Source organism: Burkholderia cepacia GG4 (assembly GCF_000292915.1).
Taxonomy (GTDB): domain Bacteria; phylum Pseudomonadota; class Gammaproteobacteria; order Burkholderiales; family Burkholderiaceae; genus Burkholderia; species Burkholderia cepacia_D.
Map to the genome: position 1 here is coordinate 2,847,458 of NC_018514.1, position 25,584 is coordinate 2,873,041.

General features: G+C 64.9%; 22 protein-coding genes and 2 pseudogenes. 4 read left to right on the forward strand and 20 right to left on the reverse strand.

What is annotated here, in order from left to right; all coding sequences use genetic code 11:
* Positions 1 to 98 precede the first annotated feature (98 nt).
* The 5 genes from GEM_RS28500 to GEM_RS28520 form a co-directional block, all read right to left on the reverse strand.
* On the reverse strand, positions 99 to 1,214 hold the full coding sequence (locus tag GEM_RS28500; protein ID WP_014900903.1) for a succinylglutamate desuccinylase/aspartoacylase family protein: 1,116 nt from the start codon (positions 1,212 to 1,214) through the stop codon (positions 99 to 101).
* Positions 1,215 to 1,472: 258 nt separating this feature from the next.
* On the reverse strand, positions 1,473 to 2,255 hold the full coding sequence (locus GEM_RS28505) for an ABC transporter substrate-binding protein (protein WP_014900904.1): 783 nt from the start codon (positions 2,253 to 2,255) through the stop codon (positions 1,473 to 1,475).
* 225 nt (positions 2,256 to 2,480) lie between these two features.
* Entirely contained in the window at positions 2,481 to 3,401 is a 921-nt protein-coding gene (locus GEM_RS28510; RefSeq protein WP_014900905.1) for a LysR substrate-binding domain-containing protein, read from the reverse strand.
* A gap of 286 nt (positions 3,402 to 3,687) precedes the next feature.
* Positions 3,688 to 4,278, reverse strand: a complete 591-nt coding sequence (locus GEM_RS28515) for a hypothetical protein (RefSeq protein WP_014900906.1) — start codon at positions 4,276 to 4,278, stop codon at positions 3,688 to 3,690.
* Between the two features lie 238 nt (positions 4,279 to 4,516).
* Positions 4,517 to 5,905 (reverse strand): NCS2 family permease, encoded by a 1,389-nt coding sequence (locus GEM_RS28520; RefSeq protein WP_014900907.1) that lies wholly within the window; start codon positions 5,903 to 5,905, stop codon positions 4,517 to 4,519.
* A 513-nt stretch (positions 5,906 to 6,418) separates the two neighbouring features.
* Here GEM_RS28520 and GEM_RS28525 point away from each other — a divergent pair.
* Positions 6,419 to 6,805: pseudogene (locus GEM_RS28525) on the forward strand (O-methyltransferase); the annotation flags it as partial.
* A gap of 85 nt (positions 6,806 to 6,890) precedes the next feature.
* Here GEM_RS28525 and GEM_RS28530 read toward each other — a convergent pair.
* The 8 genes and pseudogenes from GEM_RS28530 to GEM_RS28565 form a co-directional block, all read right to left on the reverse strand.
* Positions 6,891 to 7,673 (reverse strand): SDR family oxidoreductase, encoded by a 783-nt coding sequence (locus GEM_RS28530; RefSeq protein ID WP_014900909.1) that lies wholly within the window; start codon positions 7,671 to 7,673, stop codon positions 6,891 to 6,893.
* Between the two features lie 299 nt (positions 7,674 to 7,972).
* Positions 7,973 to 8,218 (reverse strand): annotated as a pseudogene (locus tag GEM_RS28535) (aldo/keto reductase); the annotation flags it as partial.
* A gap of 40 nt (positions 8,219 to 8,258) precedes the next feature.
* Positions 8,259 to 9,221 carry a cyclase family protein gene (locus GEM_RS28540; RefSeq protein WP_014900911.1) on the reverse strand — a complete coding sequence of 321 codons (963 nt, stop codon included), beginning with the start codon at positions 9,219 to 9,221 and terminating at the stop codon, positions 8,259 to 8,261.
* Positions 9,222 to 9,241: 20 nt separating this feature from the next.
* Positions 9,242 to 10,357, reverse strand: a complete 1,116-nt coding sequence (locus GEM_RS28545; protein WP_014900912.1) for an alkene reductase — start codon at positions 10,355 to 10,357, stop codon at positions 9,242 to 9,244.
* Between the two features lie 64 nt (positions 10,358 to 10,421).
* Entirely contained in the window at positions 10,422 to 11,228 is an 807-nt protein-coding gene (gene dkgB / locus GEM_RS28550) for a 2,5-didehydrogluconate reductase DkgB (protein WP_014900913.1), read from the reverse strand.
* 150 nt (positions 11,229 to 11,378) lie between these two features.
* The gene (locus tag GEM_RS28555; RefSeq protein WP_014900914.1) at positions 11,379 to 12,323 is read right to left on the reverse strand and encodes an LLM class oxidoreductase; all 945 of its coding nucleotides are present in this window, start codon (positions 12,321 to 12,323) and stop codon (positions 11,379 to 11,381) included.
* A 16-nt stretch (positions 12,324 to 12,339) separates the two neighbouring features.
* Complete coding sequence (locus tag GEM_RS28560) at positions 12,340 to 12,663, reverse strand: MoaF-related domain-containing protein (RefSeq protein ID WP_014900915.1); 324 nt, start codon at positions 12,661 to 12,663, stop codon at positions 12,340 to 12,342.
* 31 nt (positions 12,664 to 12,694) lie between these two features.
* Positions 12,695 to 13,897, reverse strand: a complete 1,203-nt coding sequence (locus tag GEM_RS28565; protein WP_014900916.1) for an MFS transporter — start codon at positions 13,895 to 13,897, stop codon at positions 12,695 to 12,697.
* Positions 13,898 to 13,998: 101 nt separating this feature from the next.
* Between GEM_RS28565 and GEM_RS28570 the strand changes: the two genes are divergently transcribed.
* A complete protein-coding gene (locus tag GEM_RS28570) occupies positions 13,999 to 14,940 on the forward strand; it encodes a LysR family transcriptional regulator (RefSeq protein ID WP_014900917.1) in 942 nt (313 codons plus the stop codon).
* Positions 14,941 to 15,115: 175 nt separating this feature from the next.
* On the opposite strand, the gene zwf is transcribed toward GEM_RS28570, so the two are convergent.
* Positions 15,116 to 16,591 (reverse strand): glucose-6-phosphate dehydrogenase, encoded by a 1,476-nt coding sequence (zwf, locus tag GEM_RS28575; RefSeq protein ID WP_014900918.1) that lies wholly within the window; start codon positions 16,589 to 16,591, stop codon positions 15,116 to 15,118.
* A 205-nt stretch (positions 16,592 to 16,796) separates the two neighbouring features.
* On the opposite strand from zwf, the gene GEM_RS28580 reads away from it, so the two are divergent.
* On the forward strand, positions 16,797 to 17,375 hold the full coding sequence (locus GEM_RS28580; protein WP_014900919.1) for a TetR/AcrR family transcriptional regulator: 579 nt from the start codon (positions 16,797 to 16,799) through the stop codon (positions 17,373 to 17,375).
* A 188-nt stretch (positions 17,376 to 17,563) separates the two neighbouring features.
* Complete coding sequence (locus GEM_RS28585; protein WP_014900920.1) at positions 17,564 to 18,439, forward strand: SDR family NAD(P)-dependent oxidoreductase; 876 nt, start codon at positions 17,564 to 17,566, stop codon at positions 18,437 to 18,439.
* A gap of 137 nt (positions 18,440 to 18,576) precedes the next feature.
* On the opposite strand, the gene GEM_RS28590 is transcribed toward GEM_RS28585, so the two are convergent.
* From GEM_RS28590 to GEM_RS31680, 6 genes are all read right to left on the reverse strand, one after another.
* Positions 18,577 to 19,155 carry a peroxidase-related enzyme gene (locus GEM_RS28590; protein WP_014900921.1) on the reverse strand — a complete coding sequence of 193 codons (579 nt, stop codon included), beginning with the start codon at positions 19,153 to 19,155 and terminating at the stop codon, positions 18,577 to 18,579.
* A gap of 85 nt (positions 19,156 to 19,240) precedes the next feature.
* Positions 19,241 to 20,224 carry an MDR family oxidoreductase gene (locus GEM_RS28595; RefSeq protein WP_014900922.1) on the reverse strand — a complete coding sequence of 328 codons (984 nt, stop codon included), beginning with the start codon at positions 20,222 to 20,224 and terminating at the stop codon, positions 19,241 to 19,243.
* Between the two features lie 45 nt (positions 20,225 to 20,269).
* Positions 20,270 to 20,908 carry a TetR/AcrR family transcriptional regulator gene (locus GEM_RS28600; RefSeq protein ID WP_041490871.1) on the reverse strand — a complete coding sequence of 213 codons (639 nt, stop codon included), beginning with the start codon at positions 20,906 to 20,908 and terminating at the stop codon, positions 20,270 to 20,272.
* A gap of 342 nt (positions 20,909 to 21,250) precedes the next feature.
* A complete protein-coding gene (locus GEM_RS30760) occupies positions 21,251 to 23,203 on the reverse strand; it encodes a hypothetical protein (protein ID WP_272148421.1) in 1,953 nt (650 codons plus the stop codon).
* A 383-nt stretch (positions 23,204 to 23,586) separates the two neighbouring features.
* Positions 23,587 to 24,381 carry a TnsA endonuclease N-terminal domain-containing protein gene (locus GEM_RS31675; RefSeq protein ID WP_014900925.1) on the reverse strand — a complete coding sequence of 265 codons (795 nt, stop codon included), beginning with the start codon at positions 24,379 to 24,381 and terminating at the stop codon, positions 23,587 to 23,589.
* Entirely contained in the window at positions 24,378 to 25,313 is a 936-nt protein-coding gene (locus GEM_RS31680; RefSeq protein WP_148283911.1) for a hypothetical protein, read from the reverse strand. Before GEM_RS31680 ends, GEM_RS31675 begins: the two co-directional genes overlap by 4 nt.
* Positions 25,314 to 25,584: the final 271 nt, after the last annotated feature.

Sequence of the window (25,584 nt, forward strand, 5' to 3'; positions counted from 1 at the left end):
TCGCCCGCGCAAGCGGGCGATTTCGTTGGTGCGCGCCGTGATGCGGCGCGCGGGCCAGTAGCCCAGGCGGTAACGGCGGCTCAGGACGTTCAGGCCGTTCAGGCCGACAGCAGCGACCCGGTGCGGATCGGCGTGGCGCCGGCGATCCGCGCGACTTCCATCCCGGCGGTCGCGAAGCGCACGATCTGGCGCGCGTACAGCACGCCCGACACGCTGCTCTTCAGCGTGATCACGCGATCGGTCAGCGGATCGACGATGTCGGCCACTTCCTGGCCGGCCTCGATCCACGCGCCGACCGGCGTACGGAACACGATCACGCCCGACACCGGCGCGACGAGCGGATCGGTGCCCGCGAGCGGCGTGGCCGGATGCGCGAGCGGCGGCAGCGGCGCCGGCGTGCCGTCGATGACGCCGCGCTCGGTCAGGTATTCGACGATCCCTTGCGAGTCCTTCTCCGCGAGTTCGTACGACACGTCGCGCTCGCTGCGCAGTTCGACCGTGACGGAAATCGCGCCGTTCGGGATCGGGAAACGATCGCCGAACCGGCTGCGCAGGTCCGACCAGCAGAAGCTGTGGATCTCGTCGAACGGATTGCCGACCGAATTCAGCGCGAGCAGCGACGCCTGCGCATCGAGATAGCGCGACAGCGGCTCGACGTCTTGCCACAGATCGGGGTTCGTGTAGAGGTGCATCACGGCATCGCTGTCGCAATGCAGGTCGAGCACGATGTCGGCGTCGAACGACAGCTTCTGCAGCGCGAGGCGCTGCGATTCGAGCTCGGTGCGCGGCTTCTGCTCGTCGAGCGCGTCGCGCATCGCGGCACGTACCGCGGCGAGGTTGTGCTGCGCGTCGTTCGTCAGGTGGCGTTCGATACGCGGCAGCACGAGCGCGGCGAGATCGTAGAAATTGCGGTTGAAGTTCTGCATCGAGCCGAGCTCGAAGCGGCCGAGATGATCGCCGAACACGTGCTGCGACAGGCCGATCGGGTTCGGCACCGGCACGATGACCACTTCGCCGCGCAGCTTGCCGGCCGTCTCGAGCGCGGCGATCTTGCGGCGCAGCAGGGTGGCGACCAGCATGCCGGGCAGTTCGTCCGCGTGCAGCGACGACTGGATATACACCTTCTTGCCGCCGCGGGGGCCGTAGTGGAAGCTCGTGATCTGGCGTTCGGTGCCGACGGCGGGGGAAATCAGCGGATGGGTCTGCGTTTGCATGATGAGGGAAGTGCGGCGCAGCCGCGAATGATCCGTGTGCGTGGAAGATCGATTGTACGTTGCCTTCCGCGAACCTATCAAACCCGCTCCCCGGCACGTCGTTTTCCGTTTCGAATCATCGGGTTGGCGCGTAAAAAATAACGTTCGCGCGGCCCTTCGCAGCGGCGTTTTCCGCAGTTTCCGGTCGCACGCGCGCAAAAAAAACGGGCTCCTTGCGGAGCCCGTGTGCGCGGATGCGAAGCGCGCTGTTGCGCGGTATTACTTGCCGTACACGTCGAAATCGAAGTACTTCTTCGCGATCTTCTGGTACGTGCCGTCCTTGCGCATGCCGGCGATCGCGCCGTCGATCTTCGCCTTCAGGTCGGCGTCTTCCTTGCGCAGGCCGATGCCGGCGCCTTCGCCGAGCGTCTTCGGATCGTCGATGTCCTTGCCGGCGAAATCGAAGTTCGCGCCGCGCGGCGTCTTCAGGAAGCCGATGTCAGCCTGCACCGCGTCCTGCAGCGCGCCATCCAGACGGCCTGCGATCAGGTCGGCATAGACCTGGTCCTGGTTCTGGTAAGGCACGACGTTCACGCCCTTCGCGGCCCAGTAGGTCTTCGCGTAGGTTTCCTGGATCGTGCCTTGCTCGACGCCGATCGACTTGCCCTTCAGCGATTCGGCGGTCGGCAGCAGGCCGGCACCCTTCTTCGCGACGAGGCGCGTCGGCGTGTTGAACAGCTTCGCCGAGAACGCGATCTGTTCCTGACGCGCTGGCGTCATCGACATCGACGACAGCACGCCGTCGAACTTGCGCGCCTTCAGCGCCGGGATCATCCCGTCGAAGTCGTTTTCGATCCACACGCACTTCGCGTTCATACGGCGGCAGATTTCGTTGCCGAGATCGACGTCGAAGCCGACCACCTTGCCGTCAGCCCCTTTCGATTCGAAAGGCGGGTAGCTGGCGTCGACGCCGAAGCGCACGGTCGTCCAGTCCTTCGCGTATGCAGTGCCGGCCGATACGGCGAGCAGGGCCACGGTCACAGCCGCAAGAATCTTTTTCACTCGGTGACTCCTCTGTTGTTCGATGGGTGCGCGGTTGTGCCGCGCCGTAAGCTTTCGGTCCGGCGCGGTTTCGCGTCGGACGGTCCGTTTCGCTTGCCCGATGCGGGCGCGCGACGTGCGCAAGATTATCAAGACAAAATACCGGCAGGGCGCCTAGGAAATGCCCCGATACCGGACCCGACGGTGGCGCGGCGTGCGCGCCACCGTTTCAGAGGTAGGAACGATTCAACCCAGCGTTTCGTTGACCGCGCGCTGCAGGCACGTGACGAATTGCGACACGGCGGGCGTTGGCAGCAGGTCGCGCCGCGCGATGATCGACAGGTCGAAGCGCGGCATGCTTTCGTCGAGTTCGGCCGTGCGGATGCCGAGCGGCGCCACCATCGCGGCCAGCGGGCGCGTGAAGCAGCCGATCACGTCGGAGCGCGCGACGAGCCCGAGCGTCACCGCGAACGACATCGGCGAGCGCAGCAGGCGCTTCGGCAGCGGCAGCCCGCGCGCCTCGAACATCGCGATCATCACGCTGTGCGGGAACTGTTCGGCGCCGACCGTGACGATCCACTCGGCGTCGAGTAACTCCTCTAACCGGCGCGCATGCGCGAGCGGATGGCCTTCGCGCATCACGACGGTGAATTCGGTCGACAGCAGCGGCACTTGCGTGAAATCGCGGTCGAGCGCGGGCACATGGTGCATCGCAGCGATGTCGAGCGTGCCGTTGCGCAGCTGCGCGAGCGCGTCGGGCACCGTCACTTCCTCGAGATGCAGGCTGACGTTCGGCATCGACCGGCGGAAGGCCGTGACCGCGTGCGGCAGCGCGGTCAGCGCGATCGACGGCATCGTGCCGACCGCGACACGCCCCGACATTTCCCCTTTCACCTGCTCGACGGCCTCGACGGTGCGACGCACGTCGCCGAGCAGCTGCTCGGCGCGCGGCAGCAGCGCATGGCCGCACGCGGTCAGCTCGACGCCGCGCACGCTGCGCACGAGCAGTTCGGCGTTCAGCGCCGTCTCGAGTTCGCGGATCGTGTGCGTGATCGCGGGCTGCGTGACGCCGAGCTCGCGCGCGGCGGCGCGCAGGCTCTTGTGATGCGCGGCGGAGACGAACGCCTGGAGCTGCGCGATGTTCAGTTGGTTGCGGATGCGGGTCATCGACGGGGTTGGGATCTGACGGCGGGCCGGGGCGGCGGCGCGAAGACCGATAGGGTAGCGTGCCGCGACGGTGGACGGCGGGCGGCGCAAGCATCGCTGATCGGTGCGCGGCGTTCTTCGCCGCTTTTCGCGGCACACCGATCAGGATCGCAAATGACGGTGCGTGCGTGTGTGTGTGCGTGTTCGTGACGTGGTCGAGGTACGTCGCGATACGACGCGCCGCGTAGCGGCGTGGCGGCGACCCGGCGTATCAGGCGTATCAGGCGTATCAGGCGTATCAGGCGTATCAGGCGAGCGCCAGTTCGACGGCTGCGAGCGTGCGGCGGCGGATCCAGCCGCTCGCGAGCCGGATCGCGAGCCAGTACGGCATGAACAGCAGGCGCGTGCGGGTGCTCGGACAGTGGACGAAGGTTTCGGTGCGCAGCAGCCGCGTGCCGGAGGGCAGTCCGACGACTTCGAACCGCAGCACCAGCTTCGCGTCGTGCGGATCGTCGTGCCGGATGAAGGCCGCGGCGTCGTCGATCGTCCGCACGTCGGGCGTCGGGCGCCAGAAGCGTCCGACGAGCCCCAGCGACAGCGACGTGTCGTCGCGATGCAGCAGCGTGAACGTATCGAAGCCGAAGCGCTCGCGTGCGGCGGCGGGGCGGTTGCCCAGCGCGCGGGCGATGGCCGCCGGCGATTCGCGCACGGCCAGCAGCGCGTCGATGACCGGATCGGCGCGCATGTCGAGCGCCGCCACCGCGTCGATGATGCGCGACGGCGGCGCGTCGATCGGCCGCGATTCATGAATCTCGACGAAGCCGAACGACGGGATGAACGGCGGCTTGTGCGCCGCGGTCCGCGTGTCTGATTCGGAGACGATGCCAAGCGGATTCATGCGCGTTCCGGAGGACAAAGCGCGATCGTAGCACCGCGTGCGGATTCGCGATGCGACGGGGCGCACACGACTTCCCGTCTTTGCCGGACAGCGCCGCGGAACCCCATGCCGTACCGACAAAAAAAGCCTGGAAACATCCGTTTCCAGGCCTGGAGACCATCAACGATGATGGTGGAGGAGACGCTATCGTCTCGATGCGCGCCGCCCTTCTGCCGGCAACGTCGCGCATGATCCGCGGTCAGATTGCCCAGCCGCCGAGGTAGAACGTGACGAGCACGGCTGCGATGAGTACGGTCCCGACGTTGAGCTTGCGGAATTCGCCGCTGGCGATGCGGCCGATCACGAGCGTCGAGAAGCCGAGCATGATGCCCGTCACGATGTTCGCGGTCAGCACGATGAACACCGCACATACGAGGCCCGACATCGCATCGACCATGTCGTCCATGTGCAGCTTGCTCACGCTGCCGAGCATCAGCAGGCCGACGTACATCAGCGCGGGGGCGGTCGCGTACGACGGCACGAGGCCCGCGAGCGGCGAGAAGAACATCACGACCAGGAACAGCAGGCCGACCACCGCAGCCGCGAGGCCCGTCTTCGCGCCGGCGGCCACGCCGACGCTCGACTCGATGTATGCCGCCGCCGGCGCGCCGCCGAGGAAGCCGGAGAAGATCGAGCTGATCGAATCGGCGGTCAGCGCGCGACCGCCGTTGATGATGCGGCCATTCTCGTCGAGCTGGCCCGCCTGGCCCGCGACCGCGCGGATCGTGCCGGTCGCGTCGAACACGGCGGTCATCACGAGCGCCAGCACGCTCGGCAGCACGGCCATCGACAGCGCGCCCTTGATGTCCATCGCGCCGATCAGCGATGCGTGGCCCGGTGCGCTCAGCGACGGCAGCGCGAAGATGCCGCGGTACTTCACGGCCGGGTCGAAGATCAGGCCGAAGATCGAGATCGCGATCACGACGAGCAGGATGCCGCCCGGCACGCGACGCTTCTCGAGGCCGAAGATCGCGGCGAGGCCGACGACCGACATGATGACCGGGAGTGCGGTGATCTGGCCGAGCGAGACCGGCAGGCCGGCGCCCGGGTTCTTGATCACGAGGCCGACGTCGTTCGACGCGATCAGCAGCAGGAACAGGCCGATGCCGATCCCGGTGCCGTGCGCGACGCCCGCGGGCAGGTTGCGCAGGATCCACGACCGCACGCCGGTGACCGAGATGCCCGTGAACACGAGGCCCATCAGGAACACGGCGCCGAGCGCGACGGTCGGGTGCAGGCCCTTGCCGAGCACGAGGCCGAACGCGGTGAACGCGGTCAGCGAAATCGCGCAGCCGATCGCGATCGGCAGCTTCGCCCACAGGCCCATCAGCAGCGAGCCGAATGCGGTGGTGAGGCAGACCGCGACGAACACGGCGCTCGTGTCGAAGCCGGCCTTGCCGAACATGCCGGGAACCACGAACACGGAATAGACCATCGCGAGGAATGTGGTCACGCCCGCGACGATTTCGCGGCGCTGCGTGCTGCCGCGCGACGAAATGCCGAAGTACCGGTCGATGACTCCCTTGGTGCCGAAGTCAGTTTCTTCCGCGCCGACGCCGACCGTCGGCTGCACCGGGGTATCACTCATGAGCTTGCTCCTTTATCAGCATGCTGAAACGGCCTGTAGCGGACCGTCGTCAGGGTGTCTCGAATCTGGTTGGGATTTATCGGCAACGTCGTGGGGACGCATCACGCGTGATGCGCGTCGTCGTACGCGCGTCGAAGGACGCGAGTGTGTCGCGTCGGACGACGCGTGGTGTGGTCGACCCCGTCACGTGTGCTTTGCCGTAGCGAAGGTTAGGCGAACGGCCCATCACGTCCCATTGGGGGAAGAGCATGCAGCGCATGTCGCAGCGCTTATATCGGCGTGCTACGGGGCTTCGTCGTCGCGGAACGCGTGTATACGCCTAGTTCGAATCCGTTAAGGCGATTATTTGAATGCCGGGTCGGCGGGCAGGGCGGGAGCGGGTGATGCATCGAATCTTGCGAATGGCTTTCGTTGAGGCGGTGCAGGCGCGGGAAAATCGCCGCGTATGACGTGAATCGCGGCCATGTGCAACCTGCAGCCGGATGATACCGGTGCCGCGCACTTGCTGCGCTCGTGCGTGTCCTGGCCCTCGCGGCCGCGCTGCGCGACAACGGCGGCGGGCGGTTGGTCACGAGCGAATTCGAAACGTGGAAGATTGCGCGGGCACGCGCCAACCTGACGGCGGCCGGGCTGGCCGATCTCGTGGAGATCCGCGAAGGCGATGCATGGAGCACGCTTGCGGCCGATTTACCCGATACGGTCGACCTGCTGGTGCTCGAAGGCGCGAAGGCGCTGGATCCGGAGATCCTCGCGCGGGTCGAGCCGCGCTTGCGGCCCGGTGCGTTCGTCGTCGCCGACAACGCGGAATACAGTCCCGACTATCTCGCCTCTGCGCGCGCGCCGCGCAACGGCTATCTGTCGGTGCCGATCGGCGGCGACGTCGAGCTGTCGATGCGGATCGGCCGAGCCGCGCAATGTGCGAAACGTGTGCAACGCACCGCGAGCCGGCCGATCTGTGCCGCCGGACGAGCCGGCGGCCTTGGCATCACAGGCGGTAGCCGCCGCTCGCGTCGATGACCTGGCCGGTCGTCCATTGCGACGCCGGGCTCGCGAGGAAGCCGATCACACCGGCGATGTCTTCCGGCGTGCCGACGCGGCCGAGCGGGCTGGCCGACGTCATCGTCGCGCGGCCGTCGTCGGTGCGCAGCCAGCTCGCGTTCATGTCGGTATCGACCGGGCCGGGCGCGACGGCGTTGACGACGATGCCGCGCGGGCCGAGCTCGACCGCCCAGTGACGCGTCAGCGTATCGACGGCCGCCTTCGAGGCGGCGTACGCGGAAATCGCGCTGAAATTGCCGCCGGCTTCGAACACGCGGCTTGACAGCACGCTCGACAGGTTGACGATCCGGCCGCCGCGCGGCATGCGCTTCACGGCCTGCTGCGTCGTGAAGAACACGGCCTTCACGTTCAACGTGAACTGGCAATCGAACAGCTCGACCGAGGTATCGTCCAGCGTGCCGCCGTCGGCGACGCCGGCGTTGTTGACGAGGACGTCGAGCGTCGCCGGCAGGTTCTGTTCGGCGACAGCGCGGTCGAGCGCGTCGAACAGCGTGGCGACGCCGTCCGGCGCGTCGAGGTCGGCCTGGATCGCGAAGCCGCGGCCGCCGAGTTCGCGGATGCCGGCGAGCGTCTGCTCCGCTGCGGCGCGGTCGGCGCGATAGTGAACCGCGACGATGTAGCCCTGTCGTGCGAGCTCGTACGACGTTGCACGGCCGATACCGCGCGAGCCGCCGGTGACGAGGGCGAGTTTCGATGCTTGCGTGCTCATTCTCAGTTCCTGCAATAGCTGCAAAAAGAACGGCGCCACCGGCCGAGGCTGGCGGCGCCGGAAAGGGAAAGCGTTGCTTGCTACGGGCCATTCGTCGCGCGTCGACAGGCGGACGCGATGGCGAGTGATGCGCGATCGGCCGTGGCCGCGCGTCGCCGCCACCGGCGACGCCGCGCGAACCGGGCCTGCGTATCGGTTACCCGGTCGATTGCCGGGTTACCGTGCGACGCGTGCCGGCGGCACGGACATCGCACGGTTCAGTCGCCCGCTCAGGCTGCGCCGGCCGGCGTCGGTGCGTGTTCGGCGATCAGGCGGCCGACCTTGGTGCCGAGCGAATATTCATCGCGCGGCCGGCCGGCGAGCGCTTCGCCGAGGCGCAGCTCGGCGAGGCCGGCGCCATACAGCGGCGCCGCGTCGAAGTAGCGGATACCGCTTTCCCAGGCCGCGTCGACCGTGGCCAGTGCTTCTTCGTTCGGGATGTCCCGATACATGTTGCCCAGCGGCGCAGTGCCGAAGCCCAGGCGGGAAGGGAGCGTGATTCTCATGTGAATGCTTCGGCCAACGGTTGACGAACGGCCCGCGGGATCAGCGGATCGCGACCGGGTTGATGTTGACCTGCGTGGAACCGACGTACAGCGGCTGGCCGAGCACGAACAGGAATTCCCACGCCTTGTCGCGCACCAGCGCGCGGCTGTCGATCAGCTCCAGGTTGTAGATGCCGCGCTTCGCGAGCATGTACTGGTTGATCGGGAATTCGTCCTTCGTGTGCGGATTCGGATACACCTCGGACGCCCACGTGTCGCCGCCGAACGCGACGATGCCCTGGTCGGCGAGCCACTTCGCGGCTTCCATGCCGATGCCCGGCTCGACTTCGAGGAACTGCTTGTTGTCCTTGCCGATCAGCTCGAGCCAGCCGGTGTTGAACAGCACGACGTCGCCCTTGCGCAGCGTCAGCCCTTCCTTCTTCAGCACCGCCTGGATGTCGGCGACCGTGAACTCGGTGCCGCCCGGCACGATCGGCTTGCCGTAATAGGCGGTCATGTCGAGCACGACGCCGCGCGTGACGATCGGCGGCACCTTCTCGACGCCGAGCTTCTTCACGCCGTCGACGGTCACGAAATCGGCTGCCTGGTTGCCGTTGTAGTACACGTTGTCGATGCCGATGTGGCCGATGCCGTTGAGCTGCGTGCCGACGCCGGTCCACGCGTTGACGAGTTCGTCGTTGAACGTGAACTTGTTCGGGCCGAGGCTCTTGCCGGCCTGCTGGCCGACCTGCACGTTGTACAGCCGGAAGCTGCGGTGGCGGAACGCCGGCAGGTCCTTGTCCACTGGCACGGCCAGCGGGTAGGTCTTGCCGGCCTTCACGAGGCCGACAGCCTGCTTGATGACGTCGGGCGTCAGCAGGTTGGCCGCGCCGATCTCATCGTGCGCGCCGTACACGGACGGATACCAGTCGGCCGCAGGTGCGGCCGGTGCGGCGTGCGCCGCCTCGGCGGCCGCGAACGGCAGGAGCGCGGCGAGCGCGAGCCGGGCGAGCGTTGCTTTCATTCTGGACTCCGGTGGATCTGTTACGCAGCGGCTTGCGCGAGCGTCGGATAGTCGGTCAGGCCCGGTGCGCCGCCGCCGAACAGCGTGTTGCGGTCGTGCGGCGTGAGCGTGGCGCCGGTGCGCAAGCGCTCGGGCAAGTCGGGGTTCGCGACGAACGGGCGGCCGAAGGCGACGAGGTCGGCCCAGCCGGCGGCGATCGCTTCGCGGGCACGCTCGGCGGTGTAGGCGCCAGCATAGATCAGCACGCCGGGGTACGCGGCACGCAGCTGCTGCTTGAATTCGACCGGCATCAGCGGCGCGTCGTCCCAGTCGGCTTCCGCGATGTGCAGGTAGCCGACGCCGAGTTCGCCGAGCAGCTTCGCGGCGGCGAGATAGGTCGTTTCCGGATCGTCGTCGACGCAGCCGTTCAGCGTGGTCAGCGGCGCGAGGCGGATGCCGACGCGCGACGCGTCGCCGGTGCCTTCGATCAGCGCCTGCGCGACTTCGCGCAGGAAGCGCAGCCGGTTTTCCAGCGAGCCGCCGTACGCGTCGGTGCGCGTGTTCGCGTTCGAGTCGATGAACTGGTTCACGAGATAGCCGTTCGCGCCATGCAGTTCGACGCCGTCGAAGCCGGCCTCGATCGCGTTGCGGGCGGCGGCGCGGTATTGCTCGACGATCTCGCGGATCTCGTCGATGGTCAGTGCGCGCGGCTCGGAAGCCTGCACGAAGCCCGGCGTGCTGCCGTCTTCACCGGCGACGAACACGTTCACGCCCTTCGCCTGGATCGGCGACGACGACACGGGTTGCTGGCCGCCGAGCAGGCTCGTGTGGCTCAGGCGGCCGACGTGCCAGAGCTGCGCGAAGATGCGGCCGTGCGCGGCGTGGACGGCGTCCGTCACCTTGCGCCAGCCGGCGACCTGCGACGGCGTATGGATGCCGGGCGTCCATGCGTAGCCCTTGCCGAGCGGCGCGATATAGGTGCCTTCGCTGACGATCAGGCCCGCACTCGCGCGCTGCGCGTAATACGCGGCCATCAGTTCGTTGGCTTCGTCGCCGGGCTGGCTGGCGCGCGAACGCGTCATCGGCGGCATCACGATGCGGTTCGGCAGCGTCAGCGCGCCGAATTGCAGCGGTTGGAAAAGCGGGTCCTGGGTCATGATGGTGTCCTGTCGGTGCCGCGGCCGGCTGGCCGCGGACGGGTCGATTGAGGGGGCGGTGCGCTTAGTCCCACTTCGGCGCGAGGCCGGCCGGGTCGACTTCGCGGCCGTTGCGCTCGAGCGCGGCGATCTGCGCCATGTCTTCGTCGGTCAGGCGCAGCGTCTGCGCGAGCAGGTTGCTCGCGAGGTTCTCGCGCTTGGTCGACGACGGAATCACCGAGTAGCCGAGCTGCAGTGCCCAGGCGAGCGCGACTTGCGCCGGCGTCGCGTTGTGACGTTGCGCGATCGCGCCGATCACCGGGTCGCCGAGCACCTTGCCGTACGCGAGCGTCATGTACGACGTGACGTGAATGCCTTCGGCGTTCAGGAACTCGACCAGCTTGCGGTTCTGCAGGTACGGGCTCAGTTCGATCTGGTTCGTCGCGATCGCATCCTTGCCGACGGCCGCGATCGCTTCCTTCGTCAGTTCGATGTTGAAGTTCGAGATGCCGATCTGGCGCGTGAGGCCCTTCGCCTTTGCTTCAGCGAGCGCGGTCATGAATGCCTGGATCGACACGCCGTTGCCCGGGGCCGGCCAGTGGATCAGCGTCAGGTCGACGTAGTCGGTGCGCAGCTTGCGCAGGCTTTCTTCGAGGCTGGCGACCAGCTTTTCCGGTGCGTAGTTGTCGACCCAGATCTTGGTCGTGAGGAACAGGTCTTCGCGGCGCACGCCCGAGGCGGTGATCGCTTCGCCGACTTCGGCTTCGTTGCCGTAGATCTGTGCGGTGTCGATCGCGCGGTAGCCGACTTCGAGGCCGTTACGGACCGAGTCGATGACAACCTGGCCTTGCAGGCGGAAAGTACCGAGGCCGAATGCGGGAATGTTGCTCATCATGTGCTCCTGGGAGGGGGGGAACGGTTGCGGTATGGGAGTCATTCTGGCGCTTGAGACTGATGAGATAAACGCCTTCAGAGGTCAAAAATATTTGATTTAAAATCAAATATAGGTCGGTGATTAGCCCGTTTCCGGCGATCGCCGGCCCTATGCGACGCGGGCTTGCGCGTTCACATGGAACAGCGGCAGCACGTCCGCTGCGATCTCGGACATCGTCTCGTCGAGCGGACGCCGGTTGCGGCGAAAATGCAGGCCGATGTGCTGCACGCCCGCGTCGCGCATCGCCGCGAGCTCTTCCGCCAGCGCGATGCGTCCGGCGCGCGCGCCGAAGCGGTGCCGCTGCAGCGGTTCGTGCGGATCTTCCGCGAGGTCGAGGTGGATGAAGCTCACGTACGGCTTGTTGCCGGCCACCGTGCGCCAGTTCGCGACGCGCTGGGTGTGGTCGGCCGGCGTACCCGGATACGCGAGGCAGCCGTCCATGTGTTCGCCGATCCACGCCGGCGTCTGCTGCGCGAGACCCGCGACCAGCAGCGGCACCGGCGAGCACGCGGCCGGCAGGACCTCGAGGCCGGGCGGCAGGTGCCCGTGCGCACCGTCGCGCAGCAGCGCGATCTGGTCGCGGAAGTTCGCGCCGCGCGACGCGAAGTCGCGGCCGAACAGCGGATATTCGACCGGCCGGTCGCCGCTCGCGACGCCGAGCAGCAGGCGTCCCCGGCTCAGTTCCTGGATCGTCGCGGCCGATTTCAGCGTCAGCAGCGGTTCGCGCAGCGGCAGCACGACGGCCGCCGTGCCGAGCAGGATGTCGCGTGTGATGCCGGCGAGGTAGCCGAGATACGAGAACGTCTCGAACACCTGCGCGGCGTCGCCGAACGACGGGTCGTACACCGGCACGTCGCGCACCCAGAGCGCGCGGAAGCCGAGCGTGTCGGCCAGTTGCGCGAGCGCCGAGTGGTTTTCAAGGTCGGGCACGCCGGGGCGGCGCCCGTCATGCTGGCGCTTCGCGTCGCCGGCCGGCGACCAATCGTTGTCGAGCGGCAGTTCGATGCCGACGCTGAAGCTGCCGTCGGCGAGCTTGTCGAGTGAAGTGGACATGATCGGGCGCCTCCGTTCAGACCGCGCGCAGGCTGCCTTCGAGCCGGTAGAAATCGAGCGACGACGCGGTGAAGAACGAGCGCGACGTGCCGGCGGCGAAGTCGTCGAGGTGGACGACCGTCGCGCGGTCGGCTTCCTGCCACGAGATCGCGTAGGTCTCGCCGGCGACGTGCTGCCACGTGTAGGCGACTTCGCCCTTCGCGCCGGCGTACGCGCCTTCGGTGATCTCGTAGCGCATGTGGAGGCCGTCCTCGTCATACGCGTTGAGGGCGGTGAGGCCGTCGTAACGGACTTCGAAAGTCTTGCCGGCAAACGGCGGACGTTGGGTCGATGCGTTCATGCTGTTTTGCTCCTGCAAAAGTAAGTGACGTTCAATGTGCGAGTTCGACGGGTTCGGCCGTACGTTCGGGCAAGCCCTGGCCGCGGTCGAGACGGCCGCTCAGCGCGGTCAGCGCGAAGGCGCCGAGCGTGACGGCGGCGGCGATCCACGGCGTATGGCCGAGACCGACGTTGGCGACGATCAGGCCGCCGAGCGACGAGCCGCCGGCGACGCCGAGGTTGAAGGCGGCGATGTTGAAGCCCGATGCGACGTCGGTGGCGTCCGGCGCGAAGTGGCGCGCCTGCTTGACGACGTACACCTGCAGGCCCGGCACGTTGCCGAAGGCGACCGCGCCCCAGGCGAGCATCGTCAGCACCGCGAGCCACTTGACGTGCACCGTGAAGGTCAGCGCGAGCAGCACGATCGCGAGCAGCAGGAAGATCCGCTTGAGCGCCTTGACCGGGCCGACACTGTCGGCGAGTTTGCCGCCCCACACGTTGCCGAACGCGACCGACACGCCGTAGCCGACGAGCACGAGGCTGACCTGCGACGGCGTGAAGCCGGCGATCTGTTCGAGCAGCGGTGCCATGTAGGTGAACGCGATCAGCGAGCCGCCGTAGCCGACCGCCGTCATCGCATAGACGAGCAGCAGGCGCGGCTGGGCGAGCACGCGGAACTGACGGGCGAGCGGCGCCGGCGGCGTCTGCGGCAGCCCGCGCGGCACGAAGGCCACTGCGCCGAGGAACGCGATGAGGCCGAACAGCGCGACGATCAGGAACGTCGCGCGCCAGCCGAAGTGCTGGCCGATGAAGGTGCCGAGCGGAATGCCGGCGACGAATGCGACGGTCATCCCGCTGAACATCGTCGCGATCGCGCTGGCGGCCTTGTCCTTCGGCACGAGCGTGGTCGCGATGATCGAGCCGACCGAGAAGAACACGCCGTGCGCAAGGCCGGTGAGCACGCGCGCAACGATCAGCGAGTCGTAGCTCGGCGCCTGCCAGGCCACGAGGTTGCCGACCGTGAACAGCGCCATCAGCGCGGCGAGCAGCGTCTTGCGCGGCACGCGGCCGGTGAGCGCGGTGAGGAGCGGCGCGCCGATGGCGACGCTCAGCGCGTAGAGGCTGACGAGCAGGCCGGCCGATGGCAGGCTGACGCCGAGATCGGCGCCGATCGTCGGGATCAGCCCGACGATCACGAACTCGGTGGTGCCGATGGCAAAGGCGCTGATGGTCAGCGCAAGCAGGGCGAGTGGCATGATGGGATCCTGGTTCCAGTAAGGATGGATCGCAGTGTGCCGCCTTTACTTTTGCGGAAAAACTGGTCTATAAACCAAATTGTTTTGATTTCAGATCAACAATGAAAATCACGCTCGACGAACTCCAGGCCTTCGCGGCCGTGGTCGACACCGGTTCGATCACCGCCGCCGCGCAGCAGCTCGACCTCACGGTGTCGGCCACGAGCCGCACGCTCGCGCGGCTCGAGGAGAAGCTGAAGACCACGCTGCTGCGCCGGACCACGCGCCGGCTCGAACTGACCGAAGAGGGGCGCGCGTTCCTGCAGAATGCGCGCGCGATCATCGAATCGGTCGAGAACGCCGAGGAGCAGATGCTCGCGCGGCGCGAGATGCCGTCCGGGCGGCTGCGTGTCGACGCCGCGACGCCGTTCATGCTGCACGTGATCGTGCCGCTCGTGCGCGGCTACCGCGAACGCTTTCCGAAGGTCGACCTGGAGTTGAACAGCAACGAGGGGATCATCGACCTGCTCGAGCGGCGCACCGACGTCGCGATCCGGATCGGCCGGCTCAAGGATTCGACCCTTCATAGCCGGCGGATCGGCAACAGCCGGCTGCGCATCCTCGCGAGCCCCTCATACATCGAAGCGCACGGCCAGCCGCGCAAGGTCGAGGATCTCGACAAGCACACGCTGCTCGGCTTCACGCAGCCGGAATCGCTGAACGTGTGGCCGATCCTCGGCGCGGACGGCGAGCCGAACCGCATCGAGCCCGGCATCTGGTCGTCGAGCGGCGAGACGCTGCGGCAGCTCGCGCTGGAGGGCGCGGGCGTCGTGTGCCTGTCGGATTTCATGACCGCGCACGATCGCGAGGCCGGGCGGCTCGTGCAGGTGCTCGCGCGGCAGACGCTCGACGTCGAGCAGCCGATCAACGCGGTGTATTACCGGAACACCGCGATTTCGTCGCGGATCGCGTCGTTCGTCGACTACATGATCGAGGTGCTGGGCGGTGGCAGCGGCAGCGATGCGCAGACGCGGCGCAAGGCGGCGTGGATGGGGCCGGTATAGCCGGGGCCGCTGCAGCATGGAGGCCGGGTGCCGTTCCGGCGCGGGACGGCTCAGGGGGATTTCCTCTGGCCGAAGGTAACGGCCGAGAGGCGGGCGGTATGCGGCGGGCGCCCTGATTTGACCCGGCATGCCAACGGCGCTCGCGCCGCCGGCATGCCGTCGTGTGCTGCGCTTCTTAAGCTTCTTCAGACCACGACATGTTGTCGCGCGCCAGCAGCGCCGACGAGGCCGCCGGCCCGAACGTGCCGGCCGTGTACAGGCGCGGACGATCGCCGAGCTGCTGCCAGCCGTCGAGGATCGGCTCGACCCACGACCATGCGGCTTCGAGTTCGTCGCGGCGCATGAAGTGCGTGAGGCGCCCGCGGATCACGTCGATCAGCAGCCGCTCGTACGCTTCCGCGCGCCGTTCCGGAATCGCCTGCTGCAGGTCGAGGTTCAGGCTCACGGGCACCATCTTCATCCCGCTGCCCGGTTCCTTCGCGAGCATCTGCAGCTGGATCGATTCTTCCGGCTGGAGCTGGATCACGAGGCGGTTGCTGTAGTGACGCGGGCCGCTCGGGATGATCGAGAACGGCATGTCCGCGAACTCGATCACGATTTCCGACTGGCGGCGCTGCAGCCGCTTGCCGGTGCGCAGGAAGAACGGCACGTTCGCCCAGCGCCAGTTGTTGATGTGCGCGCGCAGCGCGACGAAGGTTTCCGCGTGGCTGTCCGCCGGCACGTTCTCCTCGTCGAGATAGCCCTTGACCGGCTGGCCATCGACCGCGCCGGCCGTGTACTGGCCGCGCACCGTGTCGCGCGCGACGTCCGACAGCGCCATCGGCCGCAGCGAACGCAACACCTTCAGCTTTTCGTCGCGCACCGCGTCCGGGTCGAGCGACACCGGCGGCTCCATCGCGACGATGCACAGCAATTGCAGCAGGTGGTTCTGCACCATGTCGCGCAGCGCGCCGGTATGGTCGTAGAAGCCCGCGCGGCTGCCGACGCCGACCGTCTCCGCCACCGTGATCTGCACGCTGCGGATGCTCGGTGCCTGCCACAGCGGCCCGAAGATCGGGTTGCCGAAGCGCAGCACCATCAGGTTCTGCACGGTTTCCTTGCCGAGGTAATGGTCGATCCGGTAGATCTGCGATTCCTCGAAATGCTTGCCGACCGCATCGTTGATCGCCTTCGCCGACGCGAGATCGTGGCCCAGCGGCTTTTCGAGGACGACGCGTGAGCGCGCGTCGACCAGGTGCGCGGCCGACAGGTTGTTGCAGATCGTCGTGAACAGCTCCGGCGACGTCGACAGGTAGAACACGCGAATCGCATCGCCGCGCGACGCTTCGGCGAGCCGCGCGTAATCTTCCGGCGCGCTGACGTCGATCAGCACGTACTTGAACAGGTCGAGGAAACGGCTCCACGCGTCGGCGTCGAAGGCCTTGTCGTCGATGAACGGGCGCGATTGCTCGTCCATGAACTTGCGATAGCCGTCGATGCCCCAGTCGCGGCGGCCGACCGCGATGATGCGTGTCTCCGGCGGCAGGTTGCAGTGCAGGTGCGCCATGTACAGCGCGGGCAACAGCTTGCGGGCGGCCAGGTCGCCGCCGCCGCCGAAGATGATCATGTCGACGGGCTGGTCGGCTTCGGTCTGGTTGGGCTTATTCGTCATGAGTGGTTCGCGGTCTGATGCGGTGTGAGCGTGGAACGAACGTCGAAGCGCCGGACGGCCGGTGCGTTGGCGCGTCAGTACGTGAAAACGCTAATAGTGCACGCTTTTGATCGATTGTGGATGGGTTCGTCCGTATGTAACAGGGCTTGCAATGCATCGGTTGGCTTGATTATGATTGAGCGCTCACTCATTAAAGGAATCGAACGTGGCCCGACCGCGCAGTCCCGACAAGCACGACGCCATCCTCGCCGCGGCCGCCCGCGCGCTCGCGGAGGACGGCGCGAGCGCGACCACCGCGCGCATCGCGCGGCTCGCCGGCGTCGCGGAAGGCACGGTGTTCACCTATTTCGAGACCAAGGATGCGTTGCTGAACGCGCTGTACCTGAGCCTGAAGGCCGACATGCGCGAGGCGATGATGACCGGGTTTCCGGAGCACGCGCCGGCCGAACAGGCGATGCGGCATGCGTGGAACGGCTATGTGTCGTGGGGCGTCGCGCATCCGGAGGGGCGGCACGCATTGCAGCAGCTCCGGGTGAGCGGCCGCATCGACGACACGCATCGCGAGGCCGGCGCCGAAGGCTTCGGCGCGATCAGCGCGTTGCTGCGCGCACAAGTCAGCGCGTCGGACGGGTTGAAGGACGACGACGCACATGCGTTCTGCGCCGCGCTGTTCACGTCGATCGCGGAAACGGCGATGGAGTCGATCACGCGCGAGCCGGCGCTGGCCGATGGGTACCGGGATGCCGGGTTTCGCGCGCTGTGGGCCGTGTTGCACGCGGTGTGAGCGGGCGGTCGGCGTAACGGAAAGCTGAACACGGGGGATCGGCGGCGCATCAGGTTCGGGCGTTGCCGCACGGATGGAAGGCGGTTTCAGGCAGGGCGACGCACGGTGAAAACGATCGCTGCATCGCCCATATTAATGAGTGAGTAATCATTCATTTTTGTGGTTTCAATTTGGTCGAGGAGTGGAAAATGTCGAAAGTCTGGTTGGTAACGGGGGCCGCACGCGGCCTGGGGCGTTCGATCGCGGAAGCGGTGCTGGCGGCGGGCGATCGTCTGGTGGCCGGGGCGCGCGATCCCGCGCGGCTCGCGGATCTGGAAGAACGGTACGGCGACCGCTTGCTGCCGATGGAGCTCGACGTGACCGACGCAGCGGCGGCCGCGCATGCGGTGGCGGCTGCCCGCGACGCGTTCGGCCGGATCGACGTGCTGGTGAACAACGCGGGCTACGGTCATACGGCGCCGTTCGAGCAGATGGGCGCCGACGATTTCCGCGACCAGATCGAAACGAACCTGTTCGGCGTGGTCAACCTGACGCGCGCGGTGCTGCCGACGATGCGCGCGCAGCGCGCGGGCCACATCTTCCAGGTGTCGTCGGTCGGCGGGCGCACGTCGATGGCCGGCCTGTCCGCGTATCAGGCCGCGAAGTGGGCGGTCGGCGGTTTCAGCGACGTGCTGTCGAAGGAAGTCGCGCCGTTCGGCGTGCGCGTCTGCACGCTCGAGCCGGGCGGCATGCGGACCGAATGGGCCGCGGAGGCGAGGCGCGCGGTCGATGGCCTGCTGCCCGACTATCAGCCGTCGGTCGGGGCGATGCTCGAATTGCTCGGCGCATACGGCGGCCACGAGGTCGGCGATCCGGTGCGGATCGCGGCGCTGATCGTCGAGTTGTCGCGTCGCGACGACGTGCCGATGCGCTTGCTGCTTGGCGGCGATGCGCTGTTCGTGTGCCAGCAGGCGGAAACGGAGCGCGCGGAGGAGGCGGCGCGGTGGCGCGATACGACGCTGTCCACGATGTTCCCGGACGCGAAGCTGCCCGACGGGCTGAAGGCGCAGCAGGAGATCGGGTAAGCGCGGGAACTGCGGCGTTGTGCGCGCGTGTGAGCGCCGCGCCGCGCCGGTTGCCGCCGCCGGTGTGCGCGGCGACCCGCAGAAGACCGGGCGCATGCGCGCCAGGTCTTCCGTAACGATCGCCGTTGCCGGTGCGCTCAGCGGCCCAGTGCGTAGAACTCCGCGTTGGGTCGCATGTTCGTCACGTTCGCGAGGCGATTCGACATCCCGAAGAACGCCGAGATCGCCGCGATGTCCCAGACGTCGTCTTCGGTGAAGCCATGCGACTTCAGCGTGTCGAAGTCCGCTTCGCCCACCTGGTGCGCGGTCTGCGAAACCTTCATCGCGAAGTCCAGCATCGCTTTCTGCCGGGCGGTGATGTCGGCCTTGCGGTAGTTGGTCGCGACCTGGTCGGCGATCAGCGGATGCTTCGCGCGAATGCGCAGGATCGCGCCGTGCGCGATGACGCAGTACTGACACTGGTTCACGCTGCTGGTGGCCACGACGATCATTTCCCGTTCGGCCTTGCTGAGGTTGCCCGGCTTGTCCATCAGCGCGTCGTGGTACGCCATGAACGCGCGAAACTCGTCCGGGCGATACGCGAGCGTGAGGAACACGTTCGGGATGAAGCCCGACTTTTCCTGGACGGCCGCGATGCGTGCGCGGATGTCGTCGGGCAGGTCTTCAAGCGCCGGCACCGGGAAGCGGCTGATGGGAGCGTTGTCTGCAGCGGTCATGGGGTCTCCTGAATGACGTGGCGCGAGCGGTCTCGATGCACGAGCCACCGGCCTGAATCGAATCGATGCGTTGCCGTTGCGGGCGTCACGCGTTGACGTCCACGACGATGCGGCCGCGCACCTTGCCGCCGATCAGTTCCTCGGCAAGCGGGATGACGCTCGCGAGGCCGACCTGATGGCTGATGGTACCCAGTTTCTCCACATCGAGATCGGACGCGAGCCGACGCCATGCCTCCAGACGCTCGGCGCGCGGGCACATCACGCTGTCGATGCCGACGAGCGTCACGCCGCGCAGGATGAACGGTGCGACGGTGGCGGGGAAATCCATGCCCGCGGCCAGCCCGCAGGCCGTCACGACGCCGCGATAGCGCGTCGTCGCGCACACGTTGGCGAGCACGTGGCTGCCCGCGACGTCGGCCGCGCCGGCCCATCGTTCCTTGCCCAGCGGTTTGCCGGGCGCGCTGAATTGCGACCGGTCGAGGATGTCCGCCGCGCCGAGCTGCCGCAGGTAGTCGGCATCGGCCGGGCGGCCGGTCACGGCGACGACGCGATACCCGAGCTGCGCGAGGAGGGCGGTGGCGACGCTGCCGACGCCGCCCGCCGCGCCGGTCACGACGATCTCACCGTCATCGGGGCGCACGCCATGCCGTTCCAGCGCCATCACGCACAGCATCGCGGTGTAGCCGGCCGTGCCGATGGCCATCGCCTGTTGCGGGGAAAACGCGGACGGTAGTGGCACCAGCCAGTCGCCGTCGACGCGCGCCTTCTGGGCCAGGCCGCCCCAGTGCGTTTCGCCGACGCCCCAGCCGTTGAGCACGACCCGGTCGCCGGTGCGGTAATCCGGATGCGTGCTGTCCTCGACTTCGCCGACCAGATCGATGCCCGGCACCATCGGGAACTTGCGAACCACCGGGCTCTTGCCGGTGATCGCGAGCCCGTCCTTGTAGTTCAGCGTCGAATAGCCCACCCGGATCGTCACGTTGCCCGCAGGCAGCTGCGCGTCGTCCAGTGTTTGCAGCCGCGCGTGCTGGCCGGTTTCGTTCTTGTCGATCACGATGCCCTGGAACATCCGTCCTCCTTTCTAGACCGATCGTCTAGTTAATGGTAAAAAAACTCAGCGGCGAGGCAATCCATTGAAGAAAAACTGCGCGAACAGCACGAGCGGCGCGTCGCTGCGTTCGAGCTTCGCGCGCAACACGGCGCCTTCCCAGCCGATCCAGAAGAACGCGGCCAGTTCGGCAGGATCGGCCGAGACCGCCAACTCGCCGGCCTGCTGCGCAGCGACCAGGCACTTGGCCAGCCGGCGCTGCCAGTCTTCGAACGTCGCGCGCAGACGCGCGCGGAAACTCTCGGGCAGCGCGCCCATTTCCTGTCCGAGGTTGCCGATCAGGCAGCCGCGGCTGTATGCGTAGCGGGCCATGCCGTCGCGCGCATCGTCGACGAACGCGCGCACGCGCGCCAGCGGCGAGCGTTCCGTTTGGCTGAAATGGCGGTCCAGCTTGCGCGCGAAGAACTCGGCGTAGCGGTCGATCAGCTCGAGGCCGAAGGCTTCCTTGCTGTCGAAGTAGTGATAGAACGAGCCCTTCGGCACACCGGCGCGCCCGAGGATCTCGTCGAGCCCGGTGGCGGAAAAGCCCTTCTCGGTGAGCACCTCCAGCCCGGTGCGCAACAGCATGTCACGCGTCGCGACGAGGTCTTCGTGCTGCTTGGGTGGCCTGCCGCGACGGCGAGGCGGATCAGTTCGAACGTCCATGCGCGAATAATAGACCGTTCGTCTCAAAAATCAACCGGCTGTGAGCCGATCGCGTCGAGCGACGGGCGTCCGTGTCATCTTCGATTAGATGCGGATACGCTTTTTCAATTTGATCTGGATACGGGCTTGAGACGCTCATGCAGCAATGGTTTCACCAATCAATGAGCGCACACGGTCGCGCCCTGATATCCCGGGGCAGAGCGAGCGATGAAGTCAAACCGAACTTTTTATTAGATGTGGATACGGACCACGCAAGTACGTCCAACGGAGGCGTGCATCAATATGTTTCCTTCGTTGGAATTCCAAGCATGAGCCCCGCCGCCACGGCAACGGGCCCGGCGTTTACTTAGTGCCGAGGTAAGCTTCCTCTATTTGCCGAGCGGCAGCAGCTAATGGATCGTCGTCGCTTTCATCGGCGGTAAACCGCTCGAGGTGTGACGGCGACGTCGTTATCGAAGTGGTCGGTGACACTTTGTATGCCATCCGCTGTACTTCGTCCAGTGCGTGCGCACGAGTTGCCGCGCCACCTTTCCTCGCTTGCGCCTTGCTTGCACCTACAGCGCCTGCGTAACTGTTGCCGCGACCGCGCTCGATTGCGTCGATTCGTTCCTGTTGCGTGGTTTTCAGCCGGCCGGAATGCTTCGCCCGTGCCATTTGAAGGTCATTTCTGAGAATATTTTCATCGCGAGTAGCAGCCTCAAGCTGTATCCAACTTCCTTCGCCGAAACGTCGCTTATCCTCGTCAATCATCTCGATTTCAAAGACCCTTTTGTCCGGACCCCTACAAAGGAGTGTTCGAGAGATCTGGACGGTGCGCTTGATTTCGACCGTCAGACGCCTTTTTATCGGATGCCTGGCGTGAGCAGTCGCAATTTCCACTAGCTCGGGAGAGCTATAGCGTGCGTTCTTGTATCGAACGCGGCCTCGCACGCAGGTCGCTTCATGCCATGGAAGGAAGGCATCGAATACCTCTTCGGGGCTCCACACTCGAGCAGCCTGACCACGACGAAGCTCTTGATAATACTCGTGGAGCTCAACTGGAGTTATGCCGACACCTAGTTGCGCCATCTCTTTCGTGCGCAGATGAGACCGATCAGCCGTGAGGTTGATGGTGTCGATGGCTTTTAGCAGAGCTCTCTCGAAATCATCTAACGGCATGGGGGATTGACGGGATCGCTCACGACGTTTGACACGTTCCAAAACGCTGTTTCTTCGGGTGTAGCCTTGATCGGTTTCGTCAGCAAGTTGCTCGATGATTATTTCGTTCAAGCGCTCACCGACACCTCGGTATTCTGGTTTGCCGGGTCCAGGATTGAACATGCTGACATCAAGTGACTCGGTTACGGGTATACGCACTTGCTTGCCTTTGCCGGGACCATTATCAACAAATAAACCATCAAAGTTGCCGTGCAAAAGTCCGGGTAATGGTTCCAAGCCGAGTGCCTCTGCGCGGTCTGCCATCGAGAGCAGTGACCAGACGAGGCATTGACGGTAACCAGCAGCGCGCTCTCGCGACAGCAAGATTTCGTAACCCCATACGCCACCTGAGAGGCGAGATACGGATAGGATGACGCAGATCTCCATCGGCTCAAGTTTGCCACCGACCACTCCGCCGATCGGTATCTTGGGAACCATGCCGTCGGCGTCCAATATCTCGATGGCGCCTTGTGTCATTTCGCTCGAGGTACCTGGTCGTGGGGCGATGTATTGTTCCGTTGCTCTTGGACCATAGCGGTCGGCAACCGAATCATTCTCCGGCGCGATCCATTTGTCGAGATGGTAATAGAGCGTGCCGTAACTTGGTCTATCATCGGCTCGACACTCTAGGAAATGCCGCTTGATCATTCGACGGTGCGCGGATGCTAAACCACGTTGCTTGCCAGCCCAGTCAATGGTTACCGCTTCAACCATCTTGGACTTCCGTTCTTGATCGGTCCGCTTGGCTTTCCTGACGAAGGGTTTGCCTCGTGAAATCGCACGTGCTTTGGCCAATTGTTCCCTGGTCGATAGTGGTCCAGGCTTGATAGCGGGCTTCAGTCGTGGCTTGTCCGGACCACCACAATCCGCCGTTCGAGCCAGCATCGCGCGTTGGTCGCCGCCATACCAGATGAATTTTGTCAACAATTTGTCGGTGGCTGCCCTAAATCCCGGGCCACCGCCGACTGCTTCCTTGATTTGCCGGATGCGCTCATTACGGAACTGCGAGTCGAAGAACACGTAGTCGTTCACGACGTAGTCCGATTCTAGGCCCCTGCCGGTCGTGTCGACCATGACTAGGGCGTTGATCAGCATCATGCGCCTCGCGAACCCGTTAAACGCGCTACTCCGTACCTCGTTCCACGGCGCGTCCATATACGATGGGCGGAGACGATCGTATATTGGGATGACTCGGGAGCACCATGCCTTCATATCGTCATTTGTCTCAAAGGCGATGGGACGCGGCAACCCGCAAGCGGGGGGAGGTTTGCCAATCGCTATGACTTGAACATAGAGAACGCGAGAGGACCCATCCCACGCAACCGCACGATAGGCTGTTCCTTCGTCATTGCCGGCCAATTTGAATGGAGTGAAGCGACGCAGGCCCGCAGGCCATTCTAAGTCGTGCAACTCGCGCAAACGCGCGATCAGCGAGTCGTCTCCGATGATCGGCCCGATATCTTTCGGGGCAGAAGGGTTACTCATGACGCAAACCTTTCAAGGTGTAGCGGCTTATCTACGCGAAGTTCTGCGCTATGGTCGATGTAAATAAACCCGAAGGAGACTGCCGCTGAAAATAGTTCGAATGCGTGATTGCAGCTGATTCCCATGTGTCTGGCGTGCCGGTTCAATATGTCATCGAGGGTTCCGCGTTGGGATCGCGTTTTGAGCCGAGTCGCAAGCATCGCTGCTTCCTCATAGTGATTCCATACATCGACGTTTGCGATCCAGGCCTTCATGAGTGAATGGTTGCCGTATGCACGCTTTGTGAACTGATCACCTCGTAACAGTTCCCACGTCCAACCACGTACGCGGAATATGTCGTGCTCTCGCTTCTGACGATTCCAGTCCGCTTGTGTTAGGTCGTCGTTAGCGTCCTTAATGGATATGCCGTGGTAATGCAGCCGGTAATCTGGAGGAAGCACAATTGTCAAAACAATGTCGTAGGTCATAACACTATTAATTGGCATCCGCATGCCATTTCGTTTGGCGCGGTTGTAATCCTCCTGATCGTAGACGGGATATTGGTCTCGGATGTCGACCACGTATGGGTTAAAGTTGAAGGCCAACATGGCACGCAGTTCGTTGAGCGACAACGCTTCATGCGCACGGCGGACCTTGATGCTGCCGAAGGATGCTCGCGTGGCGAGACTAATGTCGGCGGCTTCGCGCAGAGGAGCGTAGTGCCTGCCATGCGGCACACCGAACGGGTCGCGATGCGGGAGGACGATATGCCGTGGCGTCACAAATGGCGCGGGTAAAGTGAGAATATTCATTTCTTTTTCGTCTTCAGATATTGGTGGCGGCGCATAATGGACTCGATTTTTTTATCGCTCAACCCATCGATTGAATCGACGTCCTTCGGAGCAACTCGAGGGAAGTTTCCGGAAAGTATCTCCATACGCAATAACCGTCGATAACGCATCGCAGATGTCTCGGTGTACTTCCTGAGGGCAGCGCTCATGAGAGGAAGGCGCGTCAGCGTTGCTGGACGCTGCAAGATTTGTCCGAAAGGGCTACCCCAGAGTAGAAGATGTTTTGTCAATCGCCTCGTAGTTCCTGCCGTAGTCAATTCGTGCCACCGTCGTTCAATATATGCAGCCGCTTCGGCATCCTTTGCCGCTGTGTCTTCCTTTTCCCAAATGGTTGGCTTAATAGCGACTCCATGGGCCCGAAGTGCGTCGCGATTGATCGCCCTAGCATGTAAGGTTGGGAGGAGTCGCTTGATAGACGAGTGGTTAAGTTCTGGATTTTCGTCGCGTAATCGGCTGTAAAGTCGGCTTGTTTCTGGTAGGAGGGCAATTGACAGTGCTTTGGTTCTTTCCTGTGTCGAAGGATCCGTTTTTCTCAAAATAGTCGAATGTGCTCTCGGTTGTGACTCGGGTAAGGCGTGCGGATGTTGAGGTCGGGACTTAATTGCGTCTTCGACGGCGTCCCAGCTTCCGAGCATCGCTATGAGTAAAAATAGTGCATGAAATGGATCGCGGATAGATCTTTCGCCGCTAATTGCCTTCCAGTTATATTCGGCGTAGCTTTTAAAGCTAATACTTTCTCCGAATGCTTTGAGCTTTGGTTGTCCGAGAAACGTCCTGAAGTGTTTCCATTTGACACGGCAATTCTTGGCAAAACCCAACTCTGTGGCTGTATCGCGAGTTAAAGCGGCTATTTCCGGTCCGCGAAGATGCGGAGCAAATGTCGGGTCGAGCATTTTCGTCCATCCTCGTGACAGTTCGAGTTCTAGTTCTTCGAAATTGCTGACTCGTGTGCGAGTATTCAAAGGATGCCCGCACACGCACCTGTCGGCCGGCGCATAAAATAGCTTTCGCTGTGTGATATAGAGGCAGGAATCACAAAAATTATGAATGGGCGTCTGGTGACGGGCACACCACCGAACGTTATTTAGCAAGAAATCTCGTCGCCAGAAAACCTCGCCGGTGGCGCAGATGTCTTCGTTTAGACATTCAAGGCAGATCCCGGGG

What these genes read in the sequence shown, in the direction of transcription:
- GEM_RS28500 (WP_014900903.1), bottom strand. Translation starts at nt 1,214, where the DNA reads ATGCAAACGCAGACCCATCCGCTGATTTCCCCCGCCGTCGGCACCGAA.
- GEM_RS28510 (WP_014900905.1), bottom strand. Translation starts at nt 3,401, where the DNA reads ATGACCCGCATCCGCAACCAACTGAACATCGCGCAGCTCCAGGCGTTC.
- GEM_RS28515 (WP_014900906.1), bottom strand. Translation starts at nt 4,278, where the DNA reads ATGAATCCGCTTGGCATCGTCTCCGAATCAGACACGCGGACCGCGGCG.
- GEM_RS28520 (WP_014900907.1), bottom strand. Translation starts at nt 5,905, where the DNA reads ATGAGTGATACCCCGGTGCAGCCGACGGTCGGCGTCGGCGCGGAAGAA.
- GEM_RS28530 (WP_014900909.1), bottom strand. Translation starts at nt 7,673, where the DNA reads ATGAGCACGCAAGCATCGAAACTCGCCCTCGTCACCGGCGGCTCGCGC.
- GEM_RS28540 (WP_014900911.1), bottom strand. Translation starts at nt 9,221, where the DNA reads ATGAAAGCAACGCTCGCCCGGCTCGCGCTCGCCGCGCTCCTGCCGTTC.
- GEM_RS28545 (WP_014900912.1), bottom strand. Translation starts at nt 10,357, where the DNA reads ATGACCCAGGACCCGCTTTTCCAACCGCTGCAATTCGGCGCGCTGACG.
- dkgB (WP_014900913.1), bottom strand. Translation starts at nt 11,228, where the DNA reads ATGAGCAACATTCCCGCATTCGGCCTCGGTACTTTCCGCCTGCAAGGC.
- GEM_RS28555 (WP_014900914.1), bottom strand. Translation starts at nt 12,323, where the DNA reads ATGTCCACTTCACTCGACAAGCTCGCCGACGGCAGCTTCAGCGTCGGC.
- GEM_RS28560 (WP_014900915.1), bottom strand. Translation starts at nt 12,663, where the DNA reads ATGAACGCATCGACCCAACGTCCGCCGTTTGCCGGCAAGACTTTCGAA.
- GEM_RS28565 (WP_014900916.1), bottom strand. Translation starts at nt 13,897, where the DNA reads ATGCCACTCGCCCTGCTTGCGCTGACCATCAGCGCCTTTGCCATCGGC.
- GEM_RS28570 (WP_014900917.1), top strand. Translation starts at nt 13,999, where the DNA reads ATGAAAATCACGCTCGACGAACTCCAGGCCTTCGCGGCCGTGGTCGAC.
- zwf (WP_014900918.1), bottom strand. Translation starts at nt 16,591, where the DNA reads ATGACGAATAAGCCCAACCAGACCGAAGCCGACCAGCCCGTCGACATG.
- GEM_RS28585 (WP_014900920.1), top strand. Translation starts at nt 17,564, where the DNA reads ATGTCGAAAGTCTGGTTGGTAACGGGGGCCGCACGCGGCCTGGGGCGT.
- GEM_RS28590 (WP_014900921.1), bottom strand. Translation starts at nt 19,155, where the DNA reads ATGACCGCTGCAGACAACGCTCCCATCAGCCGCTTCCCGGTGCCGGCG.
- GEM_RS28595 (WP_014900922.1), bottom strand. Translation starts at nt 20,224, where the DNA reads ATGTTCCAGGGCATCGTGATCGACAAGAACGAAACCGGCCAGCACGCG.
- GEM_RS28600 (WP_041490871.1), bottom strand. Translation starts at nt 20,908, where the DNA reads ATGGACGTTCGAACTGATCCGCCTCGCCGTCGCGGCAGGCCACCCAAG.
- GEM_RS30760 (WP_272148421.1), bottom strand. Translation starts at nt 23,203, where the DNA reads ATGATGCTGATCAACGCCCTAGTCATGGTCGACACGACCGGCAGGGGC.
- GEM_RS31675 (WP_014900925.1), bottom strand. Translation starts at nt 24,381, where the DNA reads ATGAATATTCTCACTTTACCCGCGCCATTTGTGACGCCACGGCATATC.
- GEM_RS31680 (WP_148283911.1), bottom strand. Translation starts at nt 25,313, where the DNA reads ATGCTCGACCCGACATTTGCTCCGCATCTTCGCGGACCGGAAATAGCC.